A 25,058-nucleotide genomic window follows, 5' to 3' on the forward strand; every position below is an offset into this window, starting at 1 on the left:
TATTTTATATACATCATGTATATACTTATGAATTGGGAGGGAGCCCTTCATAAGGAGGCCCTAAGGAGACAGACGGCATAGGAGAGAGTCAATGTTTGTCTGATCCACCAAAGGGCCCGTATCTGGGTGCACTGGGAGATGTATGCACCCCAAGGCGCCGATGGGATGGCGCAATGTATGTGTATTGGTATAGTAGATTATTTATGAGCTTTATCTGCTTTTTCAGCTTTTACAGCTGGAGCAGATTGAGCTTTTTTATTGGATTTTACGACCTTAGTTGTTTTATGGTCTTTTGTATCCGCTTTTACAACCTTTGTTGTTTTTGCATCCTTTTTATCTGCTTTTGCAACTACAGGAGTTGTATCAGCATCCATGGATGCCGCTGCAGGGTTTGCTGCTGCAGGAACTACAACAGGTTGTGCAGTTTCGTTTACTGCAGGCTTAGCAGTTTCAGTCGCTACAGTTTTTGGAGCTTCAGGTTTAGCAGCTTCAGGGGCTACAGATTTAGCAGTTTCAGTCACTACAGGTTTAGTATTTTCATTTGCTACAGGTTTAATAGCTGCAGACACATCAATTTTTGGTGCTGTTGCTTCTTGTTTTACTACTGGTGCAGTTTGTACTGCTTCTTTTACTACCGGCACAGGTTGTACTTGTGGGGCTTCTGCTGCATAAGCAACTACGCTAGTGCCTAATACACCAGCTACTGCCAATGCAAGGCTAGTTCTTACGATAGATTTCTTCATCATGTCCTCCTAAGTTTCAAATAGTTAATTGCATATAAGCTATGGAATATAACCTATGTACAATCACATCTGTTTACCACCTAGGCCTATGGCGGCTAACTGAGACCATCTTAGCCACCGCGTATGAGATGCAAATTAAGATATCAGAACAGCTCAATTTATTGCATGAAATATATATGAATTTTCGGCTAAATTTCTATAGAATTTTTACAAATGTGATTCATGAATCATCAATTCATATTATGTCTGCTGATTTCTGTGAAAGCCCATAGCATGCAACATTTCCCATATTATTAAATACTAATTTTTTCAATATGACCCACAGCTAGATCATTCATGAGTAAATTTTTAGAAAAAATACTATATTTAGCTACCAAAAAGCTACCAATAGATTTGTAATTTTTAAAAAATAAATTTGAAATACTGGTTAGCAACTCTTGCGAGTTTTCCCTATTTATTGCTCGCAATATAAATTGAAAATAGGCATGGAAAAGACGATAGATTTTTTATTTCTATCGTCTTTAATACTTTATATTCCCTTCGACAAACTTGAAGTTGTTTACTTACAGTACTCCTCTATTTTGTAGCTATATTCTTTTAGAAGTCCCCGTGAATAAATCTTTTTATTTTTTGAATCTCTAACTTCTTTCCAAAGGATAGCCGCAACTTTTAACTTGTTAGAGTAATGATTGCTAAACTCATCTGCACAAAAATCCTTTAGAAATTGATTCCATTGGCAAGCTGAATTATCATACTTGGCGTAGTCTGACTCTCCATAGTATATTTTAATCATATCTTGGATTGTAAAATTTATGTTGTTGTCCCGTTTTACTTTTCGCCAAGCTGTTGCCATATCAGCATTAAATTTAAAGGGATTAACACCTGTTACAGCTGAAAAATAATCACGAAATTTCTGATTAAAGGAAAACCCACATTCAAGTAATGATGTATTTAGGGTTATTATTTCGGTTTGATTTTTATTTCTTTTCCTCAAAAATTTTTCTACTCTATTTCCCTTAAAATATTGTTCTATAATATGATTTAATTCTTTTTTTGTACATCTGTATTCTAATCCAAGGTACTTACAAATTTGTGAAAGCTCTTCTCGATACCAGTAGTATCTGTTAAATTCTTCAAATGATTTTATATCTCTAAAATCAGGTCTATTTTCTTCCAAATGCTCACCTCTACAACTCCAAATTTCTAAATGGGGTTTTTTTATATATTAGATACTTTCAACAAAACGCAACATTCCAGATACCCTAAAAAAGCTATTAAACATATATTGACATATATTAACATACTCTAATATATAATAAGAACCCCCTAGGCGATAACCTAAAGGGTTTTTTAGAGAGGACAAATTATAATCAACTTATAGACTATCATGAATATCTAAGAGTATCAATGAAGCTGGTATTATCTATATTTATTTAATCTATCCAATTCATTGATACTCACAGAAATTCATAAAATTAGTTGGAGCTGATAATAGGATTCGAACCTACGACCTACTCATTACGAATGAGCCGCTCTACCAACTGAGCTATACCAGCATGTGTATAGTAACATCCTACTCCTATTGCAGTAAGATGTCAAATACACCTATTTTACGCCTTTTACAGATACAAGTTCACCTGTGAAAGCGTCTACATGCACTTCAATTTCTTGATGATTAGCGGCACCAAATGCTACATCGTATACAAAACGACCTTTTTCATTTTTTACAGACCAGCTATTAAGGCTAGTTGCTTGGCCTTTTGTTTGAGCAAAGGCAAAGTTTACAACTGCGTCTGGCGTTAAAATACGAGTAGGATCAAAGGCCTTTTTCTCTAAACCAACCTTGTATGCGCCTTCTTTTGTTTCACCAATTTGATTTGTATTGTAGTTGTATTTCAACTCATACTTACCTGTTGAATCAAAGCCTTCAACTTCATATTTAATTTGACCATCTTCGCCATCAAATGCAATTTCTGTAATCGCTGCTTTTGGATGTTGTTGAATGAAAGCATTGAGCAATGTATTGGCGCCTACAATGGCTGCATGATTAGCATCAACAACTGCTACTGTCGGTTGTACCGGTACAATACTAGCCGCATCAACAACTGGTGCATTTACCCCAAATGCCGCTGCTAGTGCCAATGCAATACCGCCTTTTACGAACATAGATTTCATAAGTTCCTCCTACATAAATAGTATTAGTAAATATTCCATATACTATTATTATACACAATAATTAGGGCTTTCACGAACAAAATCATAATCTAAAATAACACCCACGAATAGATAGCATATGTTACAATTTAATTAGTAAAACAGTAGTTAATAATATATACAAGTGAGTACTATGATTTCTTTATATCCAACCTTTTACCATACATTTCAATGCAAAGCCAATCAATGTCATCATACATGTTGTCAAAAGTGGACTATCGATGTAGATGAGGAGACGGCTAAATTATATCAAACACTGCCTACACCATTAGGCGAAGACCTACGGAAATTTATGACCGTCGATGACGAAGGCTATTATTTCATGTTTAGCGACAAACAGCCTACCTGTCCGTTGCTACGGGAAGATGGATTGTGCCGCGTAGTCTTAGAACTAGGCGAAGATAGTTTATGCGATACCTGCCATATGCATCCGCGGTTCTATAAATATATCGAAGACCTCGAGCTCTGTGGCGTCGGTCTATCCTGCGAAGAATCGGTAGAAAAGTTACTAGCTACCGAAGGCGATCAATTGCTATTCACCATCGAAGATGATGACGGCGAATTTACTGCTGAAGACCGTCCCGTACTCGAAAATATCTTTGACCTCTTAGCATTAGGTATTAATCCGGCTATTTGTCAGTTTACACTCAATCATTCTATCCACTACTGCCAAGAGTTAGTTACTATATATAAGAAAACGGAGCCTATCGATGAGGAATGGACAAATCAACTAGCCCATTTAGAGGCCATGCTGTCATCGACAACGGCATCAACTACGATGGACTTACTTAAGGTCGACACCATCGATGTATCCGCACTCAACAAGGTGTATCAATACATCTTATACCGCCAAATTGATATGCTTGCAGAATACTCGTTAGAAAGCCTTGTGCGATACGCCTTTGACGCCACAGTATTCATAGCACTGCTAACACATCAATTCGGAAATCTACCAGAACAAATCAGACGATGGTCTGAACAAATCGAATACGATGAAGATAATGTAGCATTCTTATTTAATGAATATGAAAACAACAACCATGACAAATAAGAATTATCGGACAAATCATGCGTAGTTGCTATATAACGATGAAAAGACACATTCCAAAAAACGGAATGTGTCTTTTTAAAATAGTAGTATGCCTAAAAATTTTATGCCTACCCAGATGATGTACGCACCGCATATAACGAGAAGTCCTTCAAAGGCATTGCCCGAAACGGAGGCCCCCACAATACGTCCTACCACGGTGATTAAAGACATGGTAAGAAGAAGGCAAATAATCGTAAGAAATACGCCCAATAACAACACGAGGACGACAGGAGCTTTAGCGAAAGCAAAGAGTACACCAATGCTCAACATGTAGATACCGATTACCACTTGCGCATAGGCAATACAGTGGAATACACCGGTTAAAATAGTCATCGTATAGCAATGACGAGCACGCCATAATGCATAGCCGCTGATAAGTATAGCCATAACTAAAGCTTTCACAATCAGCAATAGCCATCTGCTCACATCCCACAGAGGTGTCGTCGTATTCAACTTTTGTAGCAATCCATTGATTTCAATGATATTAACCATAGGAAGTTGTTCAATTTTCATAAATGTGGTAGGATTCATGATGAAGTGTTTCATAGCCTCCGCATATACCGAATCACCTATAGCGGTGAATTGGTAACATATAACGGCTAGCACCATCATCACGACTAATTGAGTTATGCTGGTACGTTGACGATATATGCGTACGCCATCCGTATCGATAGGCCCTACTAATCGATCAAAGAATTCAATCATATGTCCTCTTAATACTTATTAATACAACACAATACAAAGTATGCGTCAATGCACATAAACAGTACATTATTTCATGAAACGCTCATTTATTATAACATAAAAGCAAGGTATAGAATATACCTTGCTTTTAATTTTATTATATTTTTATGTTATAAATAGTTTAATTTTACTCATAAAAAGTTATTGCAAACTTCCTAAGATTTTAGTCAAATTATCATCCATTCGTTCAAGATATGTTTTATCGTCTTCCTTGCTTTCGATAGTATAAATGGTTTCTACCTTAGCGCCTACTTCTTGAGCTAATGTCTTAGATACTTCTGGACTAGCCATTTCTTCTGCGAAGATTGTGGTAATCTTATTTTCCTTGCAGTATTCGATGAGTTTAGCCAATTGTGTTGCATTTGGTTCACCTTCTGCAAACACATCTTCTACGCTATTTTGTTCTAATCCAAAGTCACGGCATAGATATGCAAAAGCAGCATGACCTGTTACAAAGTTTTTGTGTGGAGCTTTTGCAAATTGACCTTCATATTTTTGAATCATCGCATCTAATTTTGCCACATAATCATTGTAGTTCTTTTCGTAATAATCCTTATTAGTAGGATCTACCTTTACCAATGCATCCTTAATATTTTTAACTTCGATCTTAGCATTTTTCAAAGACAACCATGTATGAGGGTCTTCAGCGCCATGTTCTTTAATTTCGTCAGGATCTGTGTTCTTAATAGCCTCTACACCGTCAGATGCTTTCACAGATACAAGTTTGTCGTTTTTAGCCGCATCAATCGCTTGTTGCGCCCAAGGTTCCATGCCGAGTCCGTTATAAACAAATACTTGCGCTGATGCTAATTGTTTCATATTCTCTGGTTTTAATTCAAAGTCATGTGGTTCCGTACCATCTGGAATAATCGTAGATACCTCTACCTTATCGCCACCGATAGCCTTCGCAAATTCAGACATAGCATTAAAACTTGTTACCACTTGGATTTTCTTACCTGCTTGTTCCTTTGGCGCATCATTACCACAGCCTGCAAATAGAGCAGCCATCAGCACGCCAACTACTAACAATACCAGTTTCTTGACCATAGTAGGCCTCCTTTTTCTAAATCCTGAGTGCTCATGCTATTATAGTATATATAGTATTCTTTAATTGCAGTTGCGACTCAGTTGCATTTGTAATATAGTTATAGTATAAACGTAGTAATAATTTTGTCAATCAGAAAAGTGGTTTTTATGTTATCAATTCAACATCTTTATTTTTCATACCAAGGTCAACCGCCCTATGTGCTAAATGATTTAAACGTAGAGGTGCATAGTGGCGATTATATTTCCATCGTAGGCGACAATGGTTCTGGTAAAAGCACCCTCTTGCGCCTCATTCTAGGTTTTCTAACGCCTGTAAAAGGTTCCATCACATGTAACACGAACAATATTCGTTATGTATCACAAAAGAATGATTTCTCCCATGCTGGATTTCCTATTACAGTCTATGAAATTCTAGATTCCTATCGCAAGCTATTGAACATCAAAGATAAACATGAAGTGAATCGCGTTCTTGAGCTCACACATATGACGGAGTTTAAAGACCGACTCATCAGCAAATTATCCGGCGGTCAAGCACAGCGCGTTTCTATCGCACGGGCCCTTATCGGTAGCCCAGATCTCATCATTCTCGATGAACCATCAACGGGCATCGACCGCAAGAGCCAAGAAGGTATTTATGCCCTCTTGCGCACACTAAATCAGGAACACCATATTACCATTATTTCTGTAGAGCATAATTTGGAAATGGCTCTTGCAAATTCGACAAATATCTATCACATTGCAAATGGTCAAGGTCATCTCTGTTCCCCTGAACAATATGCTTGCGAAATCATGCATAACACGGGATGCAATCCTGTAGGCCATGAAAACTGTTCCTGCTTTACAGACGTGACGGCTCAGGCTCAGGATACAACATCTAAGGAGGTGCGCCATGTTTAATTATGATTTCATGCAAAATGCCTTCTTCGTAGCAGTCTGCATTTCTCTATTATGCCCATGCATCGGTATATTTATGGTATTACGCCGGTCCAGTATGATTGGCGACACCATGAGCCACGCATCCCTCGCCGGGATTACCCTCGGTTTATTGACCAATACGAACCCTATATTAGGGGCTTTCATATTCACCGCTATCTGCGGCGCCCTTATCGAGTTCTTGCGAAAATACTTTTCTCATCATCTTGATTTAATTCTTACCATCATCTTATCTCTCAGCATCGGTACAGCCATTACCCTCATCAGTTCGGGCAAGCTGAAAGCTAACGCTAACGTGTTCTTCTTCGGTAGTATCTTAACCGTAAATACTACAGATATGATTAGCATTGCAGTACTCACTATATTATCTGTGTTAACCTTGTATTTCCTCTACAACTCACTTCTCTACATCGCCTACGATGAAGAGGCCGCACGAGTAGCGGGTGTAAAAGTGGATTTGATTAACTATGTATTTGCTATCTTAATGGCGGCAGCCGTATCCATTTCCATCAAAATCGTCGGCGTTCTCGTATTAAGTGCCATGATCGCCTTACCGGTAGCCTCTGCATTACAATTGGAAAAAGGTTTTAGAACAACCTTACTCTGCTCCATTGGATTTAGTTTACTGGCCATGATTATCGGCCTATTCGGATCCTATTATCTTAACGTGGCGCCAGGTGGCTTTGTATCACTTACATCGGTATTCATCCTATTGGTAGTACTCATCATCAAGAATATTAAATCCATTATTCGGAGGATGCAATTTAGTAAATAAATAGTATGTGTACAAGAGTACATACAGTTAATAGTTACCCCATGATAGAAAGCGTTATTATGAATACAATACATTGGCCAGAAGGCATAAAAAAGACCAAACAGCGCGAGGCTATTTGGTCCGTATTAAACTCAACGGATAAACCGATTACCGCCATCGAAATTGCTGAACGATTAGGCGATGGCAGCACCACCTGGATGTCTACCATTTACCGCACCCTTGAGTTATTAGAAACAAAAGATATCGTTACACGTACCACCATCATGGGTAGCGACATGGCGTACTACGAAATTACACCCCATACGCACCGTCACTATGCGGTATGTACGAAATGTGGAACTATGATACCTCTACATACCTGCCCCGTCGTAGAAATGCCACAGGAACTTACAGATGTAGATTTTACAGTAACAGAGCATCACCTAGAAATTGCGGGAATCTGCAAGGACTGTAAAAACAGATAAAACGCCAAAAGGGCCCCTAGTCTAATGTACTAGGGGCCCTTTCATATGGGATATCTAATATCAATCTATATAGTTTTTAATCGCTTCATTGAACAATGTTACCTTATATTCGCGAATCTCATAGGTTGCCAATTGCTCCGCATAATATGCGTCAAATTGTACCGCCTCTTCTAAGTCCTCAACTGTTCCTTGAGCGATAATAAGGCTTTCACCAGAGTTATCTGGTCTTGAGCCAAACATTAAAAATTTTCCTGCATCAAAATATGTTTTATACCAGATATGATGCTTCTCTCTCATTGCCTCGAATGCTTCCGGCGGGATGCGATTCATATCTAGCTTGATAGAAATCGTATACATAATAGGCTCCTATATCATCTTTCTCTACCATACTATATATCCCTCTCTTATGTATAGTATAGCATTTTTCCAATAATGTATCCATTGCACAACAATTAACAGGGCCTAGTCGTATGTGACTAGGCCCTGTGTATTATGCATAGTATAGGATTTTATACGCTTTCACCAATTACAACATCAATGGAGCAACAACGAAACCAAGTGCTACAGAAATAGCAATGGCAAGTACGCCTGGGATGAAGAAGGGATGGTTAAATACGAGATGACCGATTCGGGTCGAACCTGTATCATCCATTTGTACAGCCCCCAAAAGTGTTGGGTATGTAGGTAGTACAAAGAGTGCAGATACGGCCGCAAAGGATGCGATAATGATATATACAGACCCCGTATTTTCCGGTGTAATACCTAAAGCAAGGATTACTGCCGGTACAAGTGCTTGTGTAGTCGCTGCTTGGCTATACAAAAGCGTACTAGCGAAGAAGAAGGCCACTGCTAACAAGAATGGATATGCCGTTACCATGCTAGAGGCCATGGCTTTAATTTCAGGGATATGACCTTTTACAAAGGTATCGCCTAACCACGCTACGCCGAGAACACAGACGCAAGCAGATAAACCAGATTTGAATGTACTTGTGTTGACAAGTTGTGCTGTATCTAATTTACAGAAGAATGTGATAGCCGCTGCAATAATCATCATGAATCCGACGATGGCATCGTTTCGGCCGAAGATAACCGGTTTAATAATACCGATATTCTTAGAAATTGCTGTTGCATAGAATACGATACAAATGATACCAATTAAGAAAATCAAAACAGATTTTTTCGCACCTGGTTTTAGATGGAAATCCACATTCTTTTCGCGAGGTGGTGCCACATGGCCTGCTGCCAAACGTTCTTGGTAAACAGGATCAGAAGACAAATCATTGTTCGTAAAGGTCGACATGATAAAGGCAGTAATCATAACCGCAATAAATGTTGTGGAAATACAAATACCAAGCAATGTTGGATAGCTAACACCGAACGGTTCAAGGAATCCGCTCATAGCAACAACCGCTGCGGATACAGGGCTTGCGGTAATACCAATTTGGCTCGCTACAACGGCAATCGATAGTGGTACGGACGGCTTGATGTTCTCGCTCTTTGCAACCTCTACAATTACAGGAATCATAGAAAATGCCGTATGACCTGTACCAGCTAAGATTGTCAAGAAATACGTAACTGTAGGAGCTAAATAGTTGATGTGTTTAGGATTTTTACGCAAGATATTTTCCGCAATGCGTACTAAATAATCTAAACCACCAGCCAACTGCAATGCACAAATTGCGGCAATGGCTGACATAATGATTAGGATAACATCCCAAGGGATTTGCCCTGGGAACATCCCCATACCGAGGCTCAGCAATACAACGCCGAGGCCGCCAGCATAGCCGATGCCCATGCCACCGAGGCGTACGCCCAAGAAGATGGCACCGAACAAAATAATGACTTGCATAATTACATAAATGTCCATACGATGACCTCCTTTGAATATATATACTATACATATATAGTATCATAGATATGCAGAATAATCATCGTATTTTGAGAATGTATAGAATATATTTTACATTATGCAAGTAAAATGCTTTTTATTATAGAATGATTGGCTTCAAATCTTCTAATACGCCCTCTTCTTCTGTGGCACGTTTAATACTTTCACCTACGATGCGAACCATGTCTTCCAATTGTTCCACCGTGGATGCCAATGGTGGCATAAGGATAACCACATCGCCGATTGGGCGGCAAATAAGGCCTTGTTCACGAGCTAGAACAGCAACCTTTGCACCTACCGCATCATTTGGGCGATACGCTTCGTGAGTAGCAACGTCCTTTTCAAGTTCAATACCTACAATAAGACCTCGTTGACGTACTTCTTTAACATGTTTTAACTGTTCGATAGGTTTAAGTGCCTTTGTGAAAGCCTCAATCTTCGCAGATAATCCTTCGATAACCTTTTCATCGCGGAATACTTTCAACGAAGCCAATGCAACAGCACATGCCAAGGCATTACCGGTGTAGGAATGACCATGGTAGAATGTTTTCTTTTCTTCAAATGTGCCAAGAAATGCATCGAATACGCGTTTTGTAGTCAATGTAGCGGCCAACGGCAAATAACCACCCGTAATCCCTTTGGATAAGGTCATAAAATCAGGCGATACGCCTTCATGTTCACAAGCAAAGAATTTACCTGTACGGCCAAAGCCTGTTGCCACTTCATCAACGATGAGGAATACATCATGTTTGGCAGTTAACTCACGAACGCGTTTTAAATAGCCGTGAGGCATAACAAGCATACCGGCCGCAGCTTGCACTAATGGTTCCATAACGAGAGCTGTAATTTCGTCTCCTTCTTCATTGAGGATACGTTCCAATTCTGCTAAGGACTCTTCAAATGCTTTATCTCGATCTGCTACATCACGGTATACACCAGGGCTTGGCAAGGTTAAAGGTTTGAACAACAAATTATGGAATACTTGATGGAACAACTGAATCCCACCTACGGATACAGTCCCCAATGTATCACCATGATAGCCCGCATTGAGTGCAATAAATTTCGTTTTCTTTGTTTGACCTACTAATTGACGGTATTGGTACGCCATCTTAATAGCGACTTCAATAGCCGTACTACCATCATCGGATAAGAATACCTTTTCCAAACCTTCTGGTGCAAGTTCAACTAATTCTTTACACAACTGCGCTGATGGAGGGCTCACCAATCCGAGCAATGTGCTATGCGCAATCTTATCAACTTGGTCCTTCAACGCTTGATTAAGCACAGGATGATTATGGCCATGAATATTAACCCACAAGGATGATACACCATCATAATACTTTTTACCCTTGTCATCGATCAAATACACGCCTTCACCGCGTTCGATAACTACAGGTTCTTGTGCTAACCAGTCTTGCATTTGTGTAAATGGATGCCATACAAATTCGTGGTCCCATTGTGCAATTTGTGAAAGTTGTGAAAGTTGTTTCTCTGCCATCATAACACCTCATACTTAAGATTTTATATCTATACTATCTACTTAATTCCAGATTCCTTGTATATAGAGCTTTCACTAAATGCCCCATACAGTTTGCCAAATCTTAGCCGAATCTAAGAACGAACGCCCCCAACCAAGCTTGATATGCGCTTGATTAGGTCCTTGATATGGAGGAAGTACACCGAGCACCGGAATACCGGTATACCGTTCCATATCCTCAATATTCGTCTTTAATAAGAATGGATCCACCACAGTCGTATCATTTACAATGATTCCTTTTACATCAATATGATGCTGTTTTGCATACTCATACGTTAACACAACGCGATTGATAGAACCTAGACGCCCATCAGCAATCAATATGGCAGGATATGCAATATCCGTCATAAGATTTGTAAACGTAATATCCTTAGTAAGAGGCGTTGTAATGCCACCAGCCCCTTCTACAAATGTAATATCGTGTTGATTTACAACCGTTTTTACATGATCTACGATTTCCGGATAATCGATCTCTACACCGGCCAACTCTGCCGCCAAACGCGGTGAATAATCCCCTGCCAATGCAATAGGATTCACCTCATGGCGACGCGACTCAGGAATACCTACAGACTGCATCAAATAGGTAGCATCCTTACTTTCAAGACCCATGCATATTTCATCTTCATCCATCGTTTCGCATTGAGAAAATGGAACCGCACTAGACGACACAGGCTTAACCATGCCTACATCAAAACCATCGTCCACTGCTAACGCCCCAAGTAATCCTGTGACAAATGTCTTACCTACATCCGTATCCGTACCAATAATAGAAACACCTAACTGTCTCATACGAGCACCTCTTTACCATATCGAATCAGCATTAACAACTATGCATATATAATTAGTTGACAATTTAATTACAGTATAAAACTTACAAATAAAACAGTCAACTATATACAATCTATACAGGTTGACAATTTTCGCTATAACAAGAGCCACTCATACCTTCGCAGCGACATTCCACTCTTAAATATAGAGAGATTCCGCTATATTGAGCGGGTAAGCATAACCCAATGAGACTAGTTTACACGCAAAGTAAATAGAAATAGAGGGTCCCTTTCCACAGCGACTTTGGCCCTGCGAAGGCCGTAGGCCGGAGTCAGACCCGGCCGGTGTTCTCTCTCATTAAATGCAGAGGAATTCCGCTACATTGTGGTTATGAGAAAACTCGATGGGACCTAATTACATCTATAGTTATAGCAAGAGCCACGCATACTCTCGCGCGACTTTGGCCCTGCGAAGGCCGCAGGCCGTAGTCAGACCCGGCCGGTGGAGCGAGAGAGTATGCGTGGCTCTTGATAGCCTAAATGTAGAATTGTAATAGGGCCCCATCGAGTAGATGATTAAACCTCAATATAGCGGAATTCCCCTGTATCAGGATCCATCATCCCCCCGTAGAATCCCATGCCTCTTGGGAATAATGGATGGTGACGCAAGAATTTAACTGTATAGCGTACATTTTCTTCAGAAATGTGGAAACGGTCCATCCAATCGATAAGACCTGGTTCAATCATGCGAATCGCATCTTCATTAATGCCTTTGGCTTTCATAGATTCCATAAATTGTTCTGCGGAAAAGTCAATCATACCACAGTTTTCGTGACCGATGACGATTACATCTTCGATGCCCATGCCGTATGTAGATACAAGCAAACTTTGAACGATGTTATCAATCGGTTGCGTTACGCTGTTGCCGGCTGTCTTAATGGTGATGACCTCGCCACGATCAAATCCTAAGGATTCTTCGAGCATCCCCACTAAACGCGTATCCATACATGTTACAATGGCTAATTTCTTTGTAGGATGACTAGTTAAACCCTTTTGAGCAAGCTCAGGGTGTTTAGCTACATATTCTTTGTTTTTTTCAATGATACCATTAATATCAATCATAATGCACCTCGCATATTCTATGAGACATGTTGATGTTCTCTACGTATTTTACTAGGAATCATATTTCATTAAGTATAATTATCCCGTATAAGATTATATAAAACTTTCACCATAAGATACAATACTATAAGCTATGTATACAAGATACTTAATGAGGAATCCCCCTCGATTAATTCCCCCGATTATGTTATTATTAAGTCGTAGTTTATTTATACATCCTGTGCGATACCACAGCGATGTATGTACCAAGTAGGTACAATTAGGAGGTTTTATGATGGGTATCAATACAAAAACACTGCCAGGCATATTGCTCTGTGCAATTCTAGCCATTCCATGTTGGCTATTAGGACAGCATTTTCATTTTATCGGCAGTCCAATCTTCGCGATTATCCTCGGTATTATTATTGGTTCTTTATTCACATCTTGGAAACGAGAAAAAACGGGCGCCGGCATTGGATTTACGTCTAAAAAAATCCTACAATGGGCCGTTATCCTTCTCGGCTTTGGTCTTAACATCACCCAAGTATTGCATGTAGGTTGGGTTTCCTTACCAATTATCATCTCAACCATTGCCACATCGCTTATCATTTCTTACATCATATTCAAAGCCACGCATATCGATTCTAACACAGCCGTTTTAATTGGTGTTGGTTCTTCCATCTGTGGTGGTAGTGCCATTGCTGCGGCGGCGCCTGTTGTGAAAGCTAGCGATCAAGATATTGCACAAGCTATTTCCGTTGTATTCTTCTTCAATGTAGTCGCTGCATTCGTATTCCCACCTCTTGGCGATGCTATTGGATTGTCTAACATGGGCTTTGGCCTCTTTGCGGGCACAGCCGTTAACGATACATCATCCGTAACAGCTACTGCTGCTGTTTGGGATAGCATGAAGGGCACAGGCACGCAAGTTCTTGAATATGCAACCATTGTTAAATTGACACGTACATTGGCAATCATCCCTATCTGTTTAGGTCTTGCTAGTTATCAAGTGTACAAAGCAAAACAAGCGGCTAAGGCAAGCGATAACGCTGAATCTGTTAATATTGCAGCTATCTTCCCTAAGTTTGTTCTTTACTTTGTCATTTGTTCTCTTATTACAACTGTATTGTCCTATGCAAATGTGGACATTCACTTCTTAGACATATTCAAAACTATTTCTAAATACTTTATCACCATGGCCATGGTTGCTATTGGGCTTAATACAAATCTTGTTAAGCTTATCAAATCTGGTGGTAGTGCCCTTGCATTAGGCGCTGCATGCTGGATTTGCATCACCCTCGTCAGCCTAGGGATGCAACATGTTATCGGTTTATGGTAAAATAGAATAAAGCTTCGTTTAATACAGAATAGATTTCTATGTAGTACTTTATAACACTACACAGGGGTCTATTCTTTTATTATACGTACCAAATTTACCTAAACGTATTATCCATCAAGAAAGGAGGATTATCTATGTATTTCCTGCAAGGTTTATTAGTAGGTCTCGCCACGTTTGCACCGATTGGGATGCAAAATCTATTTATCATTAATACGGCCCTCGTCCAACCATTGCCACGTATCCTGTTAACTATCACTATCATTGGTCTATTCGATATGACCTTGAGTACGGCGGCCTTTTACGGCATTGGGGCGCTCCTCGAGGCATGGCCAGTCTTTAACCTGATCATTCTCATTGCAGGCGGCTTGCTCGTAGCCTACCTAGGATACAAAACATTTAAAACTACACCTTCACTCAAAAAGGTTGATACGAACATCCCCATCAAAAATATCCTGTTAATGGCACTTCTCGTTACATGGGGCAATCCGCAAGCAGTCATCGATGCCTCCATGATGCTCGGCGCCTTTCGCGCTAATATTCCTGCTGAAAGCATATATCACTTCTTCTTTGGATTTCTCGCGATGACACCGATTTGGTTTGGATTCCTTGCTGGAACCATGTATGTACTAGCTAAGAAAATTAAGATATCCCATCTCGTATGGATCAATCGCGTATGCGGTACCGTATTAATCATATATGGCATAAAGCTCGTCTATGATGGCATTCTAATGATGCTGTCCATATAAACACAAAACAGGTATCGCCTGAAATCACTACACCATAAAGCTGTGTGGTTTTAGGCGATACCTGTTTTATTCATATATGTTGTTATTTAAAACTCATCGAGAACCTGTAGAAAAATATCTTTAAATGCCTCTGCATAGGTATTAGGATTTTGTGAACTCACATAGAAATAGTAATCCTTTTCTATAGGTTTACCATTATTTAATATACATTTTCGCTCAATACCTGGAATGGTATCCACTAGATACTTGAATCGGTCTACCAATAATATACCTTGTCCAGCACCAACGAGAAAACGGGCTTCTTCAAGATTTTTAACTTGTAGGAACGATCCCATAAATCCCATCGATTTTCGATAGTTTTCCTCTTCATCTAACCGTTGGTCATCATGACATACAAGAATTAACGGCAAATCTAATAATTCTTTCAGCTCTACAGACCCCTCCGGGGTATACCCCTTGGGCACCTCTGCTATAACGGTAGCCTTACTAATAGGATATGCTACATAATCATTATCCGACTTAATTTGCCAATAATCATTAAAAATGATATCCACCAAATTATCATCGAGCATTTGATTCAATTCAGAATGGCTGCCACTATACATACGCACATCGAGGTCACGATACCGTTTTGTAGTGCGCATTAATGCCTGCTGCAATGCAATGCCACTATAGCGATTTAAATAGCCAATACGCAAATACTTACGCTCATTTTTACCGACACGCACCGTCTCATCTTGTAAATTTTTAACGCGCGTCATCAGCTGTTTACCATTTCGATATAAATATTCACCAGCCGGTGTTAGATGAAAGCTACGCTTTTCACGTATCATCAATGGAACGCCAAGGCTAGCCTCCAAGGATTTAATTTGTTGTGAAATAGCCGACTGAGACACATAGTGCTCATAGGCTGCCTGTGTAAAGCTGTTATGCTCTACAACAGAAATAAAATACTCCAATTGTTTTAATAACATGATGAACTCTCTCAATACACATAATCTCAAACAATAAACCTGTCACTATCCAGACATCTAGATACTCTCACGCAACAGGCTACGCCACACAAATATAGCGGCTATAAAAAAGATACTAGCAGTACTCCAAAATACCATGCCATAACCAAACCAATTAGCGATCATACCACTAATCATAGGGCCCAACACATTGCCCATCATGGCTACACTAGATACAGCGCCAAAGACAATACTTCGCCGCTCTTTGGGAACAGCCTTTGAAATCAAGGTATTCGCTATAGGCGTAATAAAGCCCATAAAGAATCCTGCAATGGTTCTAAATATACCTAAGCTCCACACATTTGGCATAAGATATTGGAGGATAAAAAATCCGCCTACACCACAGGTGGCCGTCAATAATATATTCGGCATAGACATCCATTTAGTAATGCGACCGATTGAAATCGATGCTAGTGCACTAAACAGACCGGCCCCAAAGATAATAACACCTACAATGGTGGCCACAAAATCATCATTTACTTGCATATAGTGTTTAATGTAGAGTGGCAATATAGGGCCTATACCGGTAATACCAAAGTTACATAAAAATTGCATAACCACGAGCAATCGTACACGTGGGATAGCAAGAAATGATTTAATTAATGCCCATTGGGACTCATTACTATCTACCTTATGCGTATGCTGTAGATTAGGCATGAGTAGGTACACAGCTAACAAGCACAAGCCTGATAAGATGGAAAACATAAAGAACGGAGCCCGATAGCCTAATAAATCAGCAGCAAGACCACCCATAAGAGGGCCAAAAACAAGACCCATCACCATCGATGCTTGGTACAATCCCATCGCCCATGGTACGCGTTCCTCTGGTGTGATTAATACAATGATACCAAGTCCAATGGGTACAAAACCACCCACTAAGCCTTGTAAGGTACGCAGCACTAATAGCTGACTCGGCGTTTGTGCAAAACCGGCAGCCCCTACAGCTAGCATCAGAGTGGCAAGGATGAACATCATCACCCGGCGAGGCCCTAGTTCATTGGCTTTCCTGGACCAAAAGGGAGCACTCAAGGCTACCATACAAGGTGTTACACCAGATACAAGACCAGCCCACATAGCAGCCTCTCCTTGATTGGTCAGCCCTAGATCTACCAAATATAAAGGTATAAATGATAATACGCCGATAATAGTAATGCCCGCACCGACTTGTATAGCGCAAATCAAATAGATGATGCGCTTCCATGAAATATCCATACAACCTTCAAGCAATTAATTAAAATACATTATTTAGAATATATTTACCTAAATATATTAAGATAACTTACCTATATATTGTATCGTAAACAAGAAAAAAAGACCATCTCTTATGCACTAATAAGTAAAGATAGGTACGAAAAAAGCTCTCATCTCTTAGTAATAGACGAGAGCTTCTATTTATAAAAAATATATACTACATTCTTAGTATTGCTTTTGTTTGATCATCCAATAGATGTAATAAATAACCAATGCATATGTTAATACATCAAATACAGGTAAGAATGGTACCATTTTGGACAAACGACCAAAACCATGAACATGAATGTTTGCTGCAATGATGGCAATAAGATTTAGACGATGAATCCAAATCGCTTTCTTACGAGATACGGATTTTGCTATATTTCCAATCCAAGGTGTTAAGTATAGTACACCAAAGATAAGAGCAATAAACATGGCTCCAAGGGAAATATAACCGCCCCAAAAACCTAAGAAAGATTTTAGGGCCTTTAAGAAGTATACATACCAGTGAGCACAGACTAAGACAACGCTGACAATACCTACTATACGATGCACTTCAAACATTTCTTTAGGATTATATCGTTTGATAAACCATTTTGGCTTCGTTGCAATGTAGGTTAATACAAGCCATGCAGCATAGGGAATTAAACCTAAATGAACCTTCCAGTTACCAAATGATCTGCCACTAGTCACATAACCATATTCTACCATTCCCATTAAAATAAGTGCTAACACAGCGATCCAAATAAGAATATGATACTTACTCTTAAATTGTTTCTTCACTACTTCTGCCATTATCGAGACTCCTCACGTTTAACTATATAATTTAAAATAATACCATATAAGATAATACCAATTTTCATTCTCATAGTAAAGTAAAAATGTATACCAATCTCAAATAAAAATATGAATGTTACTCATATAGCAGGAATATGCCCATATTACAATATAGACTTTAAATACTATCCAAGAGCAGATAAACACTAAAAGCCCTCACAGCCGTAAAAGCGACAGCTTTCACAACCATGAGGGCTATTAGAGAAACTAGTATACCGTATGCAACCGATATAAAGTTTCAACTATTCAATTACACACGATCACGTTTGCGATATACGATGAACGGACGTGCTAAGTAGTTGAGTGGAACACTCAAGCAGTGTACCAAACGGCTGAATGGGAAGATAATAGCTACCACCATCCACGCTAACATGTGGAATTTAAACATGAATGGTACGCCTTCCATCAAGGATGGATCCGGCATAAAGGAGATTAGGCTACGGAACCAAGGGCCGATGGATACGCGGTAATCAAAGAAACCAGATGCATTAAGCAATGTACCAGCCATACCGCTAAAAATAGCTAATGTTAAGAACAAGTATAACCATTTATCAAGGCCAGATGTATTAACTTTCATAGCAGGCACAGTAAAGCGACGTTTCATCAAAAGCAAGAAGCCTACGATGAAGATGATACCCGCTACAGCACCCATGTATAACGCACCTTCATGGTACATATGGTCATTAATACCGATTGCAGCAGTCCAAGTTTTAGGGATTAACACACCTACTACGTGACCACCGATAACGCAAAGCAAGCCAAAGTGGAACAATGGATTGGCAATGCGCAATTGTTTTTTCTCTAAAAATTCACTCGATTTTGTAGTCCAGTTTCTTTCAAAGTAGAAGAAACGAACCAAAGTACCTACGATTAAGAAGGTGAAAGCGATGTAAGGCAAAGCGCCCCAAAGGAATAGATTCATCGTGCACCGTCCTCCAATCCATTTGCAACAGACAAGATAATATCAAACAAGAATGCATAAGGCAATTTAGCCTCAATGAAGCGTTCTCTAATGTATTCCAATTTTGGCTTACAATAGTCGTAAATTTCTTTTGCTTTTTCATCATCGATAACGGCACATAATTCAAGAAGTGCTGGAATATAGTCTGGCATTTCTTTTGGCAAATCATAGTCGTTTTCTAGGAAGAACGCTTTAAATTTAACGAGTTCTTCTGCTTGTTCCCCAGTACCTTGCAATTCATAAGTCGATAAATACATCGTTGTATTTTGACTAAAATCAAAGGTACGAACAAATTGGTCTTCGAATTCTTTTTTATTGGATTCCTCTACATAGTCGAAGAATTCTAATAAACCTTGGCGAAGTTGAGGATGCCCAACGGATTGGGCGTCCTCTCTCCATTCAGGTAATTCGTTATACCATTGTTCATCAGGATAGCGTAGAAGAAATGACGCAATAAGAGCGATTTTCTGAGCATCCTTCATTATTGACATCCCCCTGTAGGGCAAGCAAAACCGCGATTTTGTTGCATTTCTAGGCGACCTTCGCGAGATACTTTCACATCAGATGGAATAACAAAGCGATCATTGTATTTGGACAATGCCAACAATTTGTACATACCGTACATTTGATCCTCTGTTAACTCCACATTGTGATCGATAGGACCGTCACCTGTTTCACGACGACGCATGTATTCACGCATGTCGAGAACACGTTGCAATGTACGAGCTAAAATTTCTGTATTACCTGCTGTAAACAAGTTAGCAAGGTATTGTACAGGTACGCGCATTTCATGTGCATCTGGCAAGTATACATCAGATGTTACACGTTGCAAGATTGGGCTGAGTGGTGGTACATACCAAACCATTGGCAATGTGCGATACTCAGGATGCAATGGCAATGCCACGCCCCACTCTTTTACAAGTTTGTATACAGGAGATTTTTGAGCTGCTTTAATCCATGCTTCAGAGATGCCTTCAGCACGAGCCGCTTTGATAACCTCTGGATCATGAGGATCCAAAATCAAATCTAATGTATTTTCGTAAATATCTTGTTCATTTTTTGTAGCTGCCATAGCTTCTACTTTGTCCATATCGTAGAATACAACGCCAACATAGCGCATACGACCTACACAAGTTTCAGCACAGATTTGAGGCAAGCCATTTTCTAAGCGTGGGTAACAGAATACGCATTTTTCAGCTTTATTAGTTTCCCAGTTATAGAAGATTTTTTTGTATGGACAAGATGGAACGCAATGTCTCCAACCGCGGCATACATCTTGAGATACGAGAACCACACCATCTTCGTCGCGTTTATAAATCGCGCCGGATGGACATGCAGCTACACATGCAGGGTTCAAGCAGTGGTTACAAAGACGAGGCAAGTAGCGCATGAATACTTCTTCATAGTCAAATACGATATCTTGGCCCATCTTAGTTAAGTTCACATCAGAGCGAGCATGTTGACCACCAGCCAAATCGTCATCCCAGTTAGGGCCCCAAGTAACTTCCATTTTTTGTTTCGTCACAAGGGAACGAGGTCGAGCAACTGGTTGGTTGTTTTTACGACCACCATGAATCAATGTTTCATAGTCATATGTCCAAGGTTCGAAGTAATCCTTCAATTCTGGTTGTTCAGGATGGAAGAATAATTTCATCAAACGATTTGTTTTAGAACCTGTAGAAAGAGCTAATTTACCGGAGTTATCTAATGTCCAGCCGCCTTTCCATTTTTCTTGGTCTTCCCAATGACGTGGGTAACCTACGCCTGGGCGAGTTTCCACGTTATTGAAGTACATATATTCCGCGCCTTCGCGGTTCGTCCATGTATTTTTACAAGTGATAGAGCATGTATGACAACCCAAACACTTATCCAAATTTAGGACCATAGATACTTGAGCCTTAATCTTCAAGCCAATCTACCTCCTTCATTTTACGAGCCACAATTGTCATATCACGTTGGTTACCAGTTGGGCCATAGTAGTTAAAGCCATAGCTCAATTGGCCATAACCGCCGATCATGTGTGTCGGTTTCATGTGAATATGAGTTGGTGCATTATGCGTACCACCGCGTTGTTTCTTAACTTTCGCGCCAGGAACGTTAATGTGACGATCTTGGGAATGGTGCATATAGGAAATGCCGCGAGGAATACGTGGGGAAACTACAGCACGAGCTGCAACGATACCGTTTTTATTGAAAGCTTCTACCCAATCATTATCCTTAACGTCGATTTCTGCTGCATCGTCTTCGTTGAGCCAAATAGTTTGACCACCACGGAACAATGTCAACATTTGTTGGCTATCGAAATACATACTATGTGTAGACCACTTGTGATGTGGTGTTAAGTATTTCAATGTGATTTCAGGAACACCTTCTTGTTTGTAGTCACCTTGTACTGGTTTATAGGACAATACCGGTTTGTACAATGCCATAGCTTCACCGTAATCGCGCATCATTTCATGGTCGCAATAGAAGGATTGACGACCTGTTACGGTACGGAATGGTACCTTATCTTCTGTAGATGTAGTAAATGGAGAATAACGACGGTTTTTATCGTTCTTACCAGTACTTGTTACAGAGCTAATGATGAAGCGTGGTTGGCGAACCATGTCATCGAAGGTAATTTTTTCTTGTTCACGACCTTTTGCGTTCTTTTCAAGACCAGAAAGGCCTGTTTTTTCTTCCATTGCTTTCCAAGAGCGAACAGCCAATTTACCGTTTGTACAAGAGGACAATGTCAATACAGCATTACAAGCTTCTTTACATTCGTAAATGCTTGGACGGCCATGAGAAATGAATTCTGGATTATCGATAATACCATTTTGTGCGTACAATGTTTGATATTCATCAGATACATCCCAAGCCATGCCATGAGCACCCATTTTATTTTCAATATTAGGTCCCAATGCAATGTATTTTTCGAAGATTTTACTGTAGTCGCGTTTTACATGAACAAGGTTTGGCATTGTTTTGCCTGGAATTGGCTCACATTCACCTTTGCTCCAGTCGAGAACCTTACCTTCTGGTTGAGCCACTTCACCTGGGCTATCATGACCAAGAGGTAATGCTACGATATCTTCGTATTCTGTGAAGCCAGACTCTTTCGCTACGCGAGATACTGTTTCAGCAAGGGTACGGAATGTATCCCAGTCAGATTTAGTTTCCCATGCGCAATCAACAGCCGCTTGGAATACGTGTACATATGGATGCATATCTGTAGAAGACAAGTCTTCTTTTTCATACCATGTAGCCGCTGGGAACACGATATCAGAATACAAGCCTGTAGAAGCCATACGGAAGTCGATGTCGATTAAGAGGTCAAGCTTACCAGCTTCATCTGCTTCGCGCCATTTGATTTCTTCTGGTTTTACTGGTGCGTCATCATCTTCGAGAACACCATGTTTTGTACCAAGTAAATGTTTCAAGAAATATTCGTGGCCTTTAGAGGAAGAACCGATAAGGTTCGCACGCCATACAAACAAGTTGCGTGGGTGGTTTTCTTTAGCCGCAGGATCTTCTACGCAGAATTGTAATTCTTTGTTTTTCAACGCTTGCGCTACATATTGGTTAATCTCTGCTTCTGTACCAGCACCCGCTGCACGAGCGTCGTTAATCAATTCTTGACTGCCTTTATTGAAAGTAGGATAAGATGGCAACCAGCCTAAACGTGCAGCCAATACGTTGTAATCACCAGGGTGACGGTAACGAGGCTTAGCTAATTTAGATACGCGGTCTGCCAAATCGATGCAATCAGAACGATATTGTTCTGTCGCAAAGTAGAACCAAGATGTACCATTTTGCAAACGAGGCGCTTTACTCCAGTCGTTAGCTGTCATGATACCGCCCCAACCTTCAACAGGACGAAGTTTTTCTTGACCTACGTAGTGAGCCCAGCCACCACCGTTAACACCTTCTGTACCACAGAACATGATGAGGTTCAAGATTGTACGGTAAATGATATCCGCATGGTACCAGTGGTTGATACCACCACCCATGATAATCATGGAACGACCTTTAGTTTTTTCTGCATTATCTGCAAATTCACGAGCTGTAGCAATAGCAATATCTGCTTTTACGCCAGTGATTTTTTCTTGCCATGTAGGTGTGTAAGGAGTGTCATCAGTATAAGATGTTGCCACTTCACCACCGATACCACGATCGATACCATAGTTAGCAAGAATAAGGTCATATACAGTAGTTACTTTTACAGGACCGTCTACAGTTTGTACTGTAATAGTTGGAATAGCACGTTCAATAACGCCTTCGTGCTCTTCATCACCAAAGTATGGCAACTTAACAACAGTCACATCTTGACGTTGGTCAAATACGGATAAGCGAGGGTCAATTTTAGCCCCTGTATTGCGATTTTCAAGGCGTAAGTTCCATTTTTGTGGATTTGTGTGACGGTCGCCCATTGTACCATTTGGAACAACGATTTCATTTGTTGTTTCATCAATTAATACAGTTTGGAAATCAGCACCGTCTTCTTTGCTACCTAAATCCTTAGCGTTTAAGAAACGACCTGGTTGTACTGCACCGTTGATGTCTTCAACGCGTACAAGGAATGGCATATCGGTAAACTCTTTAGCATACTCTTTGAAGTATGGAGTTTCCTTATCGATGTAATATTCTTTTAAGATAACATGACCCATTGCCATAGCAAGAGCCGCATCAGTACCGGCTTTCACATTAAGCCAAGCATCGGAAGAAGTTGTAGATTCCGCATAGTCAGGAGATACGGATACAACCTTAGTACCTTTGTAACGGACCTCTGTTAAGAAGTGAGCATCAGGCGTACGAGTCAACGGTACGTTGGAACCCCAAGTCATGATGTAACCAGCATTGTACCAGTCACCAGATTCAGGTGTATCCGTTTGTTCACCCCAAACTTGTGGACTGGATGGTGGTAAATCGGCATACCAGTCATAGAAGGACAATGGTGAACCACCCATTAAGTTAAGGAAACGAGCACCTGCTGCATAGGACAACATGGACATCGCTGGAATTACAGAGAAGCCTGCGTTGCGGTCAGGGCCGTATGTTTTTGCTGTATATAGTAAAGATGCTGCAGTGATTTCTGTCGCTTCGTCCCATGTGGAGCGCACAAAGCCACCCATACCACGGGCAGATTTATATTTTTTCGCCTTTTCAGGGTCTTCTACGATAGATTTCCATGCTTCGATAGGATTTTTAGCTGTTTTCTTAGCTTCTCTCCAAAGCTCAGCCAATTCGCCGCGTACATATGGATATTTCACGCGTAATGGACTGTACAAATACCAAGAGAATGTCGCACCACGAGGGCACCCACGTGGTTCATAGTCCGGCATATCATCAGGTGTTTCCGGATAATCTGTAGCTTGGTTTTCCCATGCTACGACGCCATTTTTAACGTAAATGTTCCAGCTACAAGAACCAGTACAGTTTACGCCATGTGTTGTGCGGACTACTTTATCGTAGGACCAACGGTCACGATAAAAATTTTCCCATTCGCGACCGCCTTCTTCTGTGATTTGGTGACCGCTTGGAGATACGTCCTTCTTGCGAAGAAACTTGAATTTCTGAGACAATAAACTCATCTCGTGTCCTCCTTAAAACTACAAAAAAGCCCTTGCGTTAGCAATGCCAACAA

The 25,058-nt window shown here is 40.2% G+C and carries 23 protein-coding genes and 1 tRNA gene; 6 read left to right on the forward strand and 18 right to left on the reverse strand.

The genetic code is table 11. The annotated features are described in order from the left end of the window. Positions 1 to 197 precede the first annotated feature (197 nt). From O3598_RS05355 to O3598_RS05370, 4 genes are all read right to left on the reverse strand, one after another. Entirely contained in the window at positions 198 to 746 is a 549-nt protein-coding gene (locus O3598_RS05355; RefSeq protein ID WP_232197164.1) for a hypothetical protein, read from the reverse strand. Positions 747 to 1,302: 556 nt separating this feature from the next. Continuing rightward, positions 1,303 to 1,920, reverse strand: a complete 618-nt coding sequence (locus O3598_RS05360) for an SAP domain-containing protein (protein WP_005376691.1) — start codon at positions 1,918 to 1,920, stop codon at positions 1,303 to 1,305. 303 nt (positions 1,921 to 2,223) lie between these two features. Then, positions 2,224 to 2,299 (reverse strand) — tRNA-Thr (locus O3598_RS05365). A gap of 49 nt (positions 2,300 to 2,348) precedes the next feature. Continuing rightward, positions 2,349 to 2,918 (reverse strand): PepSY domain-containing protein, encoded by a 570-nt coding sequence (locus O3598_RS05370; RefSeq protein ID WP_005384409.1) that lies wholly within the window; start codon positions 2,916 to 2,918, stop codon positions 2,349 to 2,351. A gap of 172 nt (positions 2,919 to 3,090) precedes the next feature. Here O3598_RS05370 and fliB point away from each other — a divergent pair, with 172 nt between their 5' ends. Further along, a complete protein-coding gene (fliB, locus tag O3598_RS05375; RefSeq protein WP_371452063.1) occupies positions 3,091 to 4,008 on the forward strand; it encodes a flagellin lysine-N-methylase in 918 nt (305 codons plus the stop codon). Between the two features lie 75 nt (positions 4,009 to 4,083). Here fliB and O3598_RS05380 read toward each other — a convergent pair whose 3' ends face one another. Further along, complete coding sequence (locus O3598_RS05380; RefSeq protein ID WP_316602556.1) at positions 4,084 to 4,752, reverse strand: hypothetical protein; 669 nt, start codon at positions 4,750 to 4,752, stop codon at positions 4,084 to 4,086. Positions 4,753 to 4,932: 180 nt separating this feature from the next. Then, positions 4,933 to 5,838 (reverse strand): metal ABC transporter substrate-binding protein, encoded by a 906-nt coding sequence (locus O3598_RS05385; RefSeq protein WP_371452065.1) that lies wholly within the window; start codon positions 5,836 to 5,838, stop codon positions 4,933 to 4,935. A gap of 147 nt (positions 5,839 to 5,985) precedes the next feature. On the opposite strand from O3598_RS05385, the gene O3598_RS05390 reads away from it, so the two are divergent. The 3 genes from O3598_RS05390 to O3598_RS05400 are packed head-to-tail and all read left to right on the forward strand — an operon-like array spanning position 5,986 to position 8,010. Continuing rightward, positions 5,986 to 6,735 carry a metal ABC transporter ATP-binding protein gene (locus tag O3598_RS05390; RefSeq protein ID WP_119982431.1) on the forward strand — a complete coding sequence of 250 codons (750 nt, stop codon included), beginning with the start codon at positions 5,986 to 5,988 and terminating at the stop codon, positions 6,733 to 6,735. Beyond that, positions 6,728 to 7,546, forward strand: a complete 819-nt coding sequence (locus O3598_RS05395) for a metal ABC transporter permease (protein WP_005376649.1) — start codon at positions 6,728 to 6,730, stop codon at positions 7,544 to 7,546. The genes O3598_RS05390 and O3598_RS05395 overlap by 8 nt, the downstream gene beginning before the upstream one ends. A 59-nt stretch (positions 7,547 to 7,605) precedes the next feature. Next, positions 7,606 to 8,010 carry a Fur family transcriptional regulator gene (locus O3598_RS05400; protein WP_287532298.1) on the forward strand — a complete coding sequence of 135 codons (405 nt, stop codon included), beginning with the start codon at positions 7,606 to 7,608 and terminating at the stop codon, positions 8,008 to 8,010. Positions 8,011 to 8,070: 60 nt separating this feature from the next. Here the strand turns inward: O3598_RS05400 and O3598_RS05405 are convergent, their stop codons facing one another. From O3598_RS05405 to O3598_RS05425, 5 genes are all read right to left on the reverse strand, one after another. Continuing rightward, positions 8,071 to 8,367, reverse strand: coding sequence for a YciI family protein (locus O3598_RS05405; protein ID WP_016476116.1), 297 nt, complete (start codon positions 8,365 to 8,367; stop codon positions 8,071 to 8,073). A gap of 169 nt (positions 8,368 to 8,536) precedes the next feature. Beyond that, positions 8,537 to 9,877, reverse strand: coding sequence for an anaerobic C4-dicarboxylate transporter (locus tag O3598_RS05410; protein ID WP_005376674.1), 1,341 nt, complete (start codon positions 9,875 to 9,877; stop codon positions 8,537 to 8,539). Positions 9,878 to 9,998: 121 nt separating this feature from the next. Then, positions 9,999 to 11,396 carry an adenosylmethionine--8-amino-7-oxononanoate transaminase gene (gene bioA / locus O3598_RS05415; RefSeq protein WP_371452095.1) on the reverse strand — a complete coding sequence of 466 codons (1,398 nt, stop codon included), beginning with the start codon at positions 11,394 to 11,396 and terminating at the stop codon, positions 9,999 to 10,001. Positions 11,397 to 11,471: 75 nt separating this feature from the next. Beyond that, positions 11,472 to 12,224: a dethiobiotin synthase gene (bioD, locus tag O3598_RS05420; RefSeq protein WP_371452068.1), complete on the reverse strand. Its 753-nt coding sequence runs from the start codon at positions 12,222 to 12,224 to the stop codon at positions 11,472 to 11,474. Between the two features lie 554 nt (positions 12,225 to 12,778). Then, complete coding sequence (locus O3598_RS05425) at positions 12,779 to 13,324, reverse strand: beta-class carbonic anhydrase (RefSeq protein WP_005376646.1); 546 nt, start codon at positions 13,322 to 13,324, stop codon at positions 12,779 to 12,781. Between the two features lie 274 nt (positions 13,325 to 13,598). Here O3598_RS05425 and O3598_RS05430 point away from each other — a divergent pair, with 274 nt between their 5' ends. Together O3598_RS05430 and O3598_RS05435 are read left to right on the forward strand one after the other, a co-directional pair. Continuing rightward, entirely contained in the window at positions 13,599 to 14,642 is a 1,044-nt protein-coding gene (locus O3598_RS05430; RefSeq protein WP_270523811.1) for a YeiH family protein, read from the forward strand. A 134-nt stretch (positions 14,643 to 14,776) separates the two neighbouring features. Next, positions 14,777 to 15,388: a LysE/ArgO family amino acid transporter gene (locus O3598_RS05435; protein ID WP_005376659.1), complete on the forward strand. Its 612-nt coding sequence runs from the start codon at positions 14,777 to 14,779 to the stop codon at positions 15,386 to 15,388. A gap of 86 nt (positions 15,389 to 15,474) precedes the next feature. Here the strand turns inward: O3598_RS05435 and O3598_RS05440 are convergent, their stop codons facing one another. From O3598_RS05440 to O3598_RS05470, 7 genes are all read right to left on the reverse strand, one after another. Next, a complete protein-coding gene (locus O3598_RS05440; protein ID WP_038124731.1) occupies positions 15,475 to 16,362 on the reverse strand; it encodes a LysR family transcriptional regulator in 888 nt (295 codons plus the stop codon). Positions 16,363 to 16,419: 57 nt separating this feature from the next. Beyond that, entirely contained in the window at positions 16,420 to 17,613 is a 1,194-nt protein-coding gene (locus O3598_RS05445; protein ID WP_009661759.1) for an MFS transporter, read from the reverse strand. A 204-nt stretch (positions 17,614 to 17,817) separates the two neighbouring features. Beyond that, positions 17,818 to 18,429, reverse strand: coding sequence for a hypothetical protein (locus O3598_RS05450; RefSeq protein ID WP_287500887.1), 612 nt, complete (start codon positions 18,427 to 18,429; stop codon positions 17,818 to 17,820). Positions 18,430 to 18,721: 292 nt separating this feature from the next. After that, the gene (narI, locus tag O3598_RS05455) at positions 18,722 to 19,393 is read right to left on the reverse strand and encodes a respiratory nitrate reductase subunit gamma (protein WP_005381556.1); all 672 of its coding nucleotides are present in this window, start codon (positions 19,391 to 19,393) and stop codon (positions 18,722 to 18,724) included. Next, positions 19,390 to 19,914 carry a nitrate reductase molybdenum cofactor assembly chaperone gene (narJ, locus tag O3598_RS05460; RefSeq protein WP_009661827.1) on the reverse strand — a complete coding sequence of 175 codons (525 nt, stop codon included), beginning with the start codon at positions 19,912 to 19,914 and terminating at the stop codon, positions 19,390 to 19,392. The genes narI and narJ overlap by 4 nt, the downstream gene beginning before the upstream one ends. Then, entirely contained in the window at positions 19,914 to 21,341 is a 1,428-nt protein-coding gene (gene narH / locus O3598_RS05465) for a nitrate reductase subunit beta (protein WP_005376657.1), read from the reverse strand. Before narH ends, narJ begins: the two co-directional genes overlap by 1 nt. After that, positions 21,331 to 25,005: a nitrate reductase subunit alpha gene (locus O3598_RS05470; RefSeq protein WP_005376676.1), complete on the reverse strand. Its 3,675-nt coding sequence runs from the start codon at positions 25,003 to 25,005 to the stop codon at positions 21,331 to 21,333. Before O3598_RS05470 ends, narH begins: the two co-directional genes overlap by 11 nt. Positions 25,006 to 25,058 lie beyond the last annotated feature (53 nt).

The organism is Veillonella atypica (assembly GCF_041431435.1).
Taxonomy (GTDB): domain Bacteria; phylum Bacillota; class Negativicutes; order Veillonellales; family Veillonellaceae; genus Veillonella; species Veillonella atypica.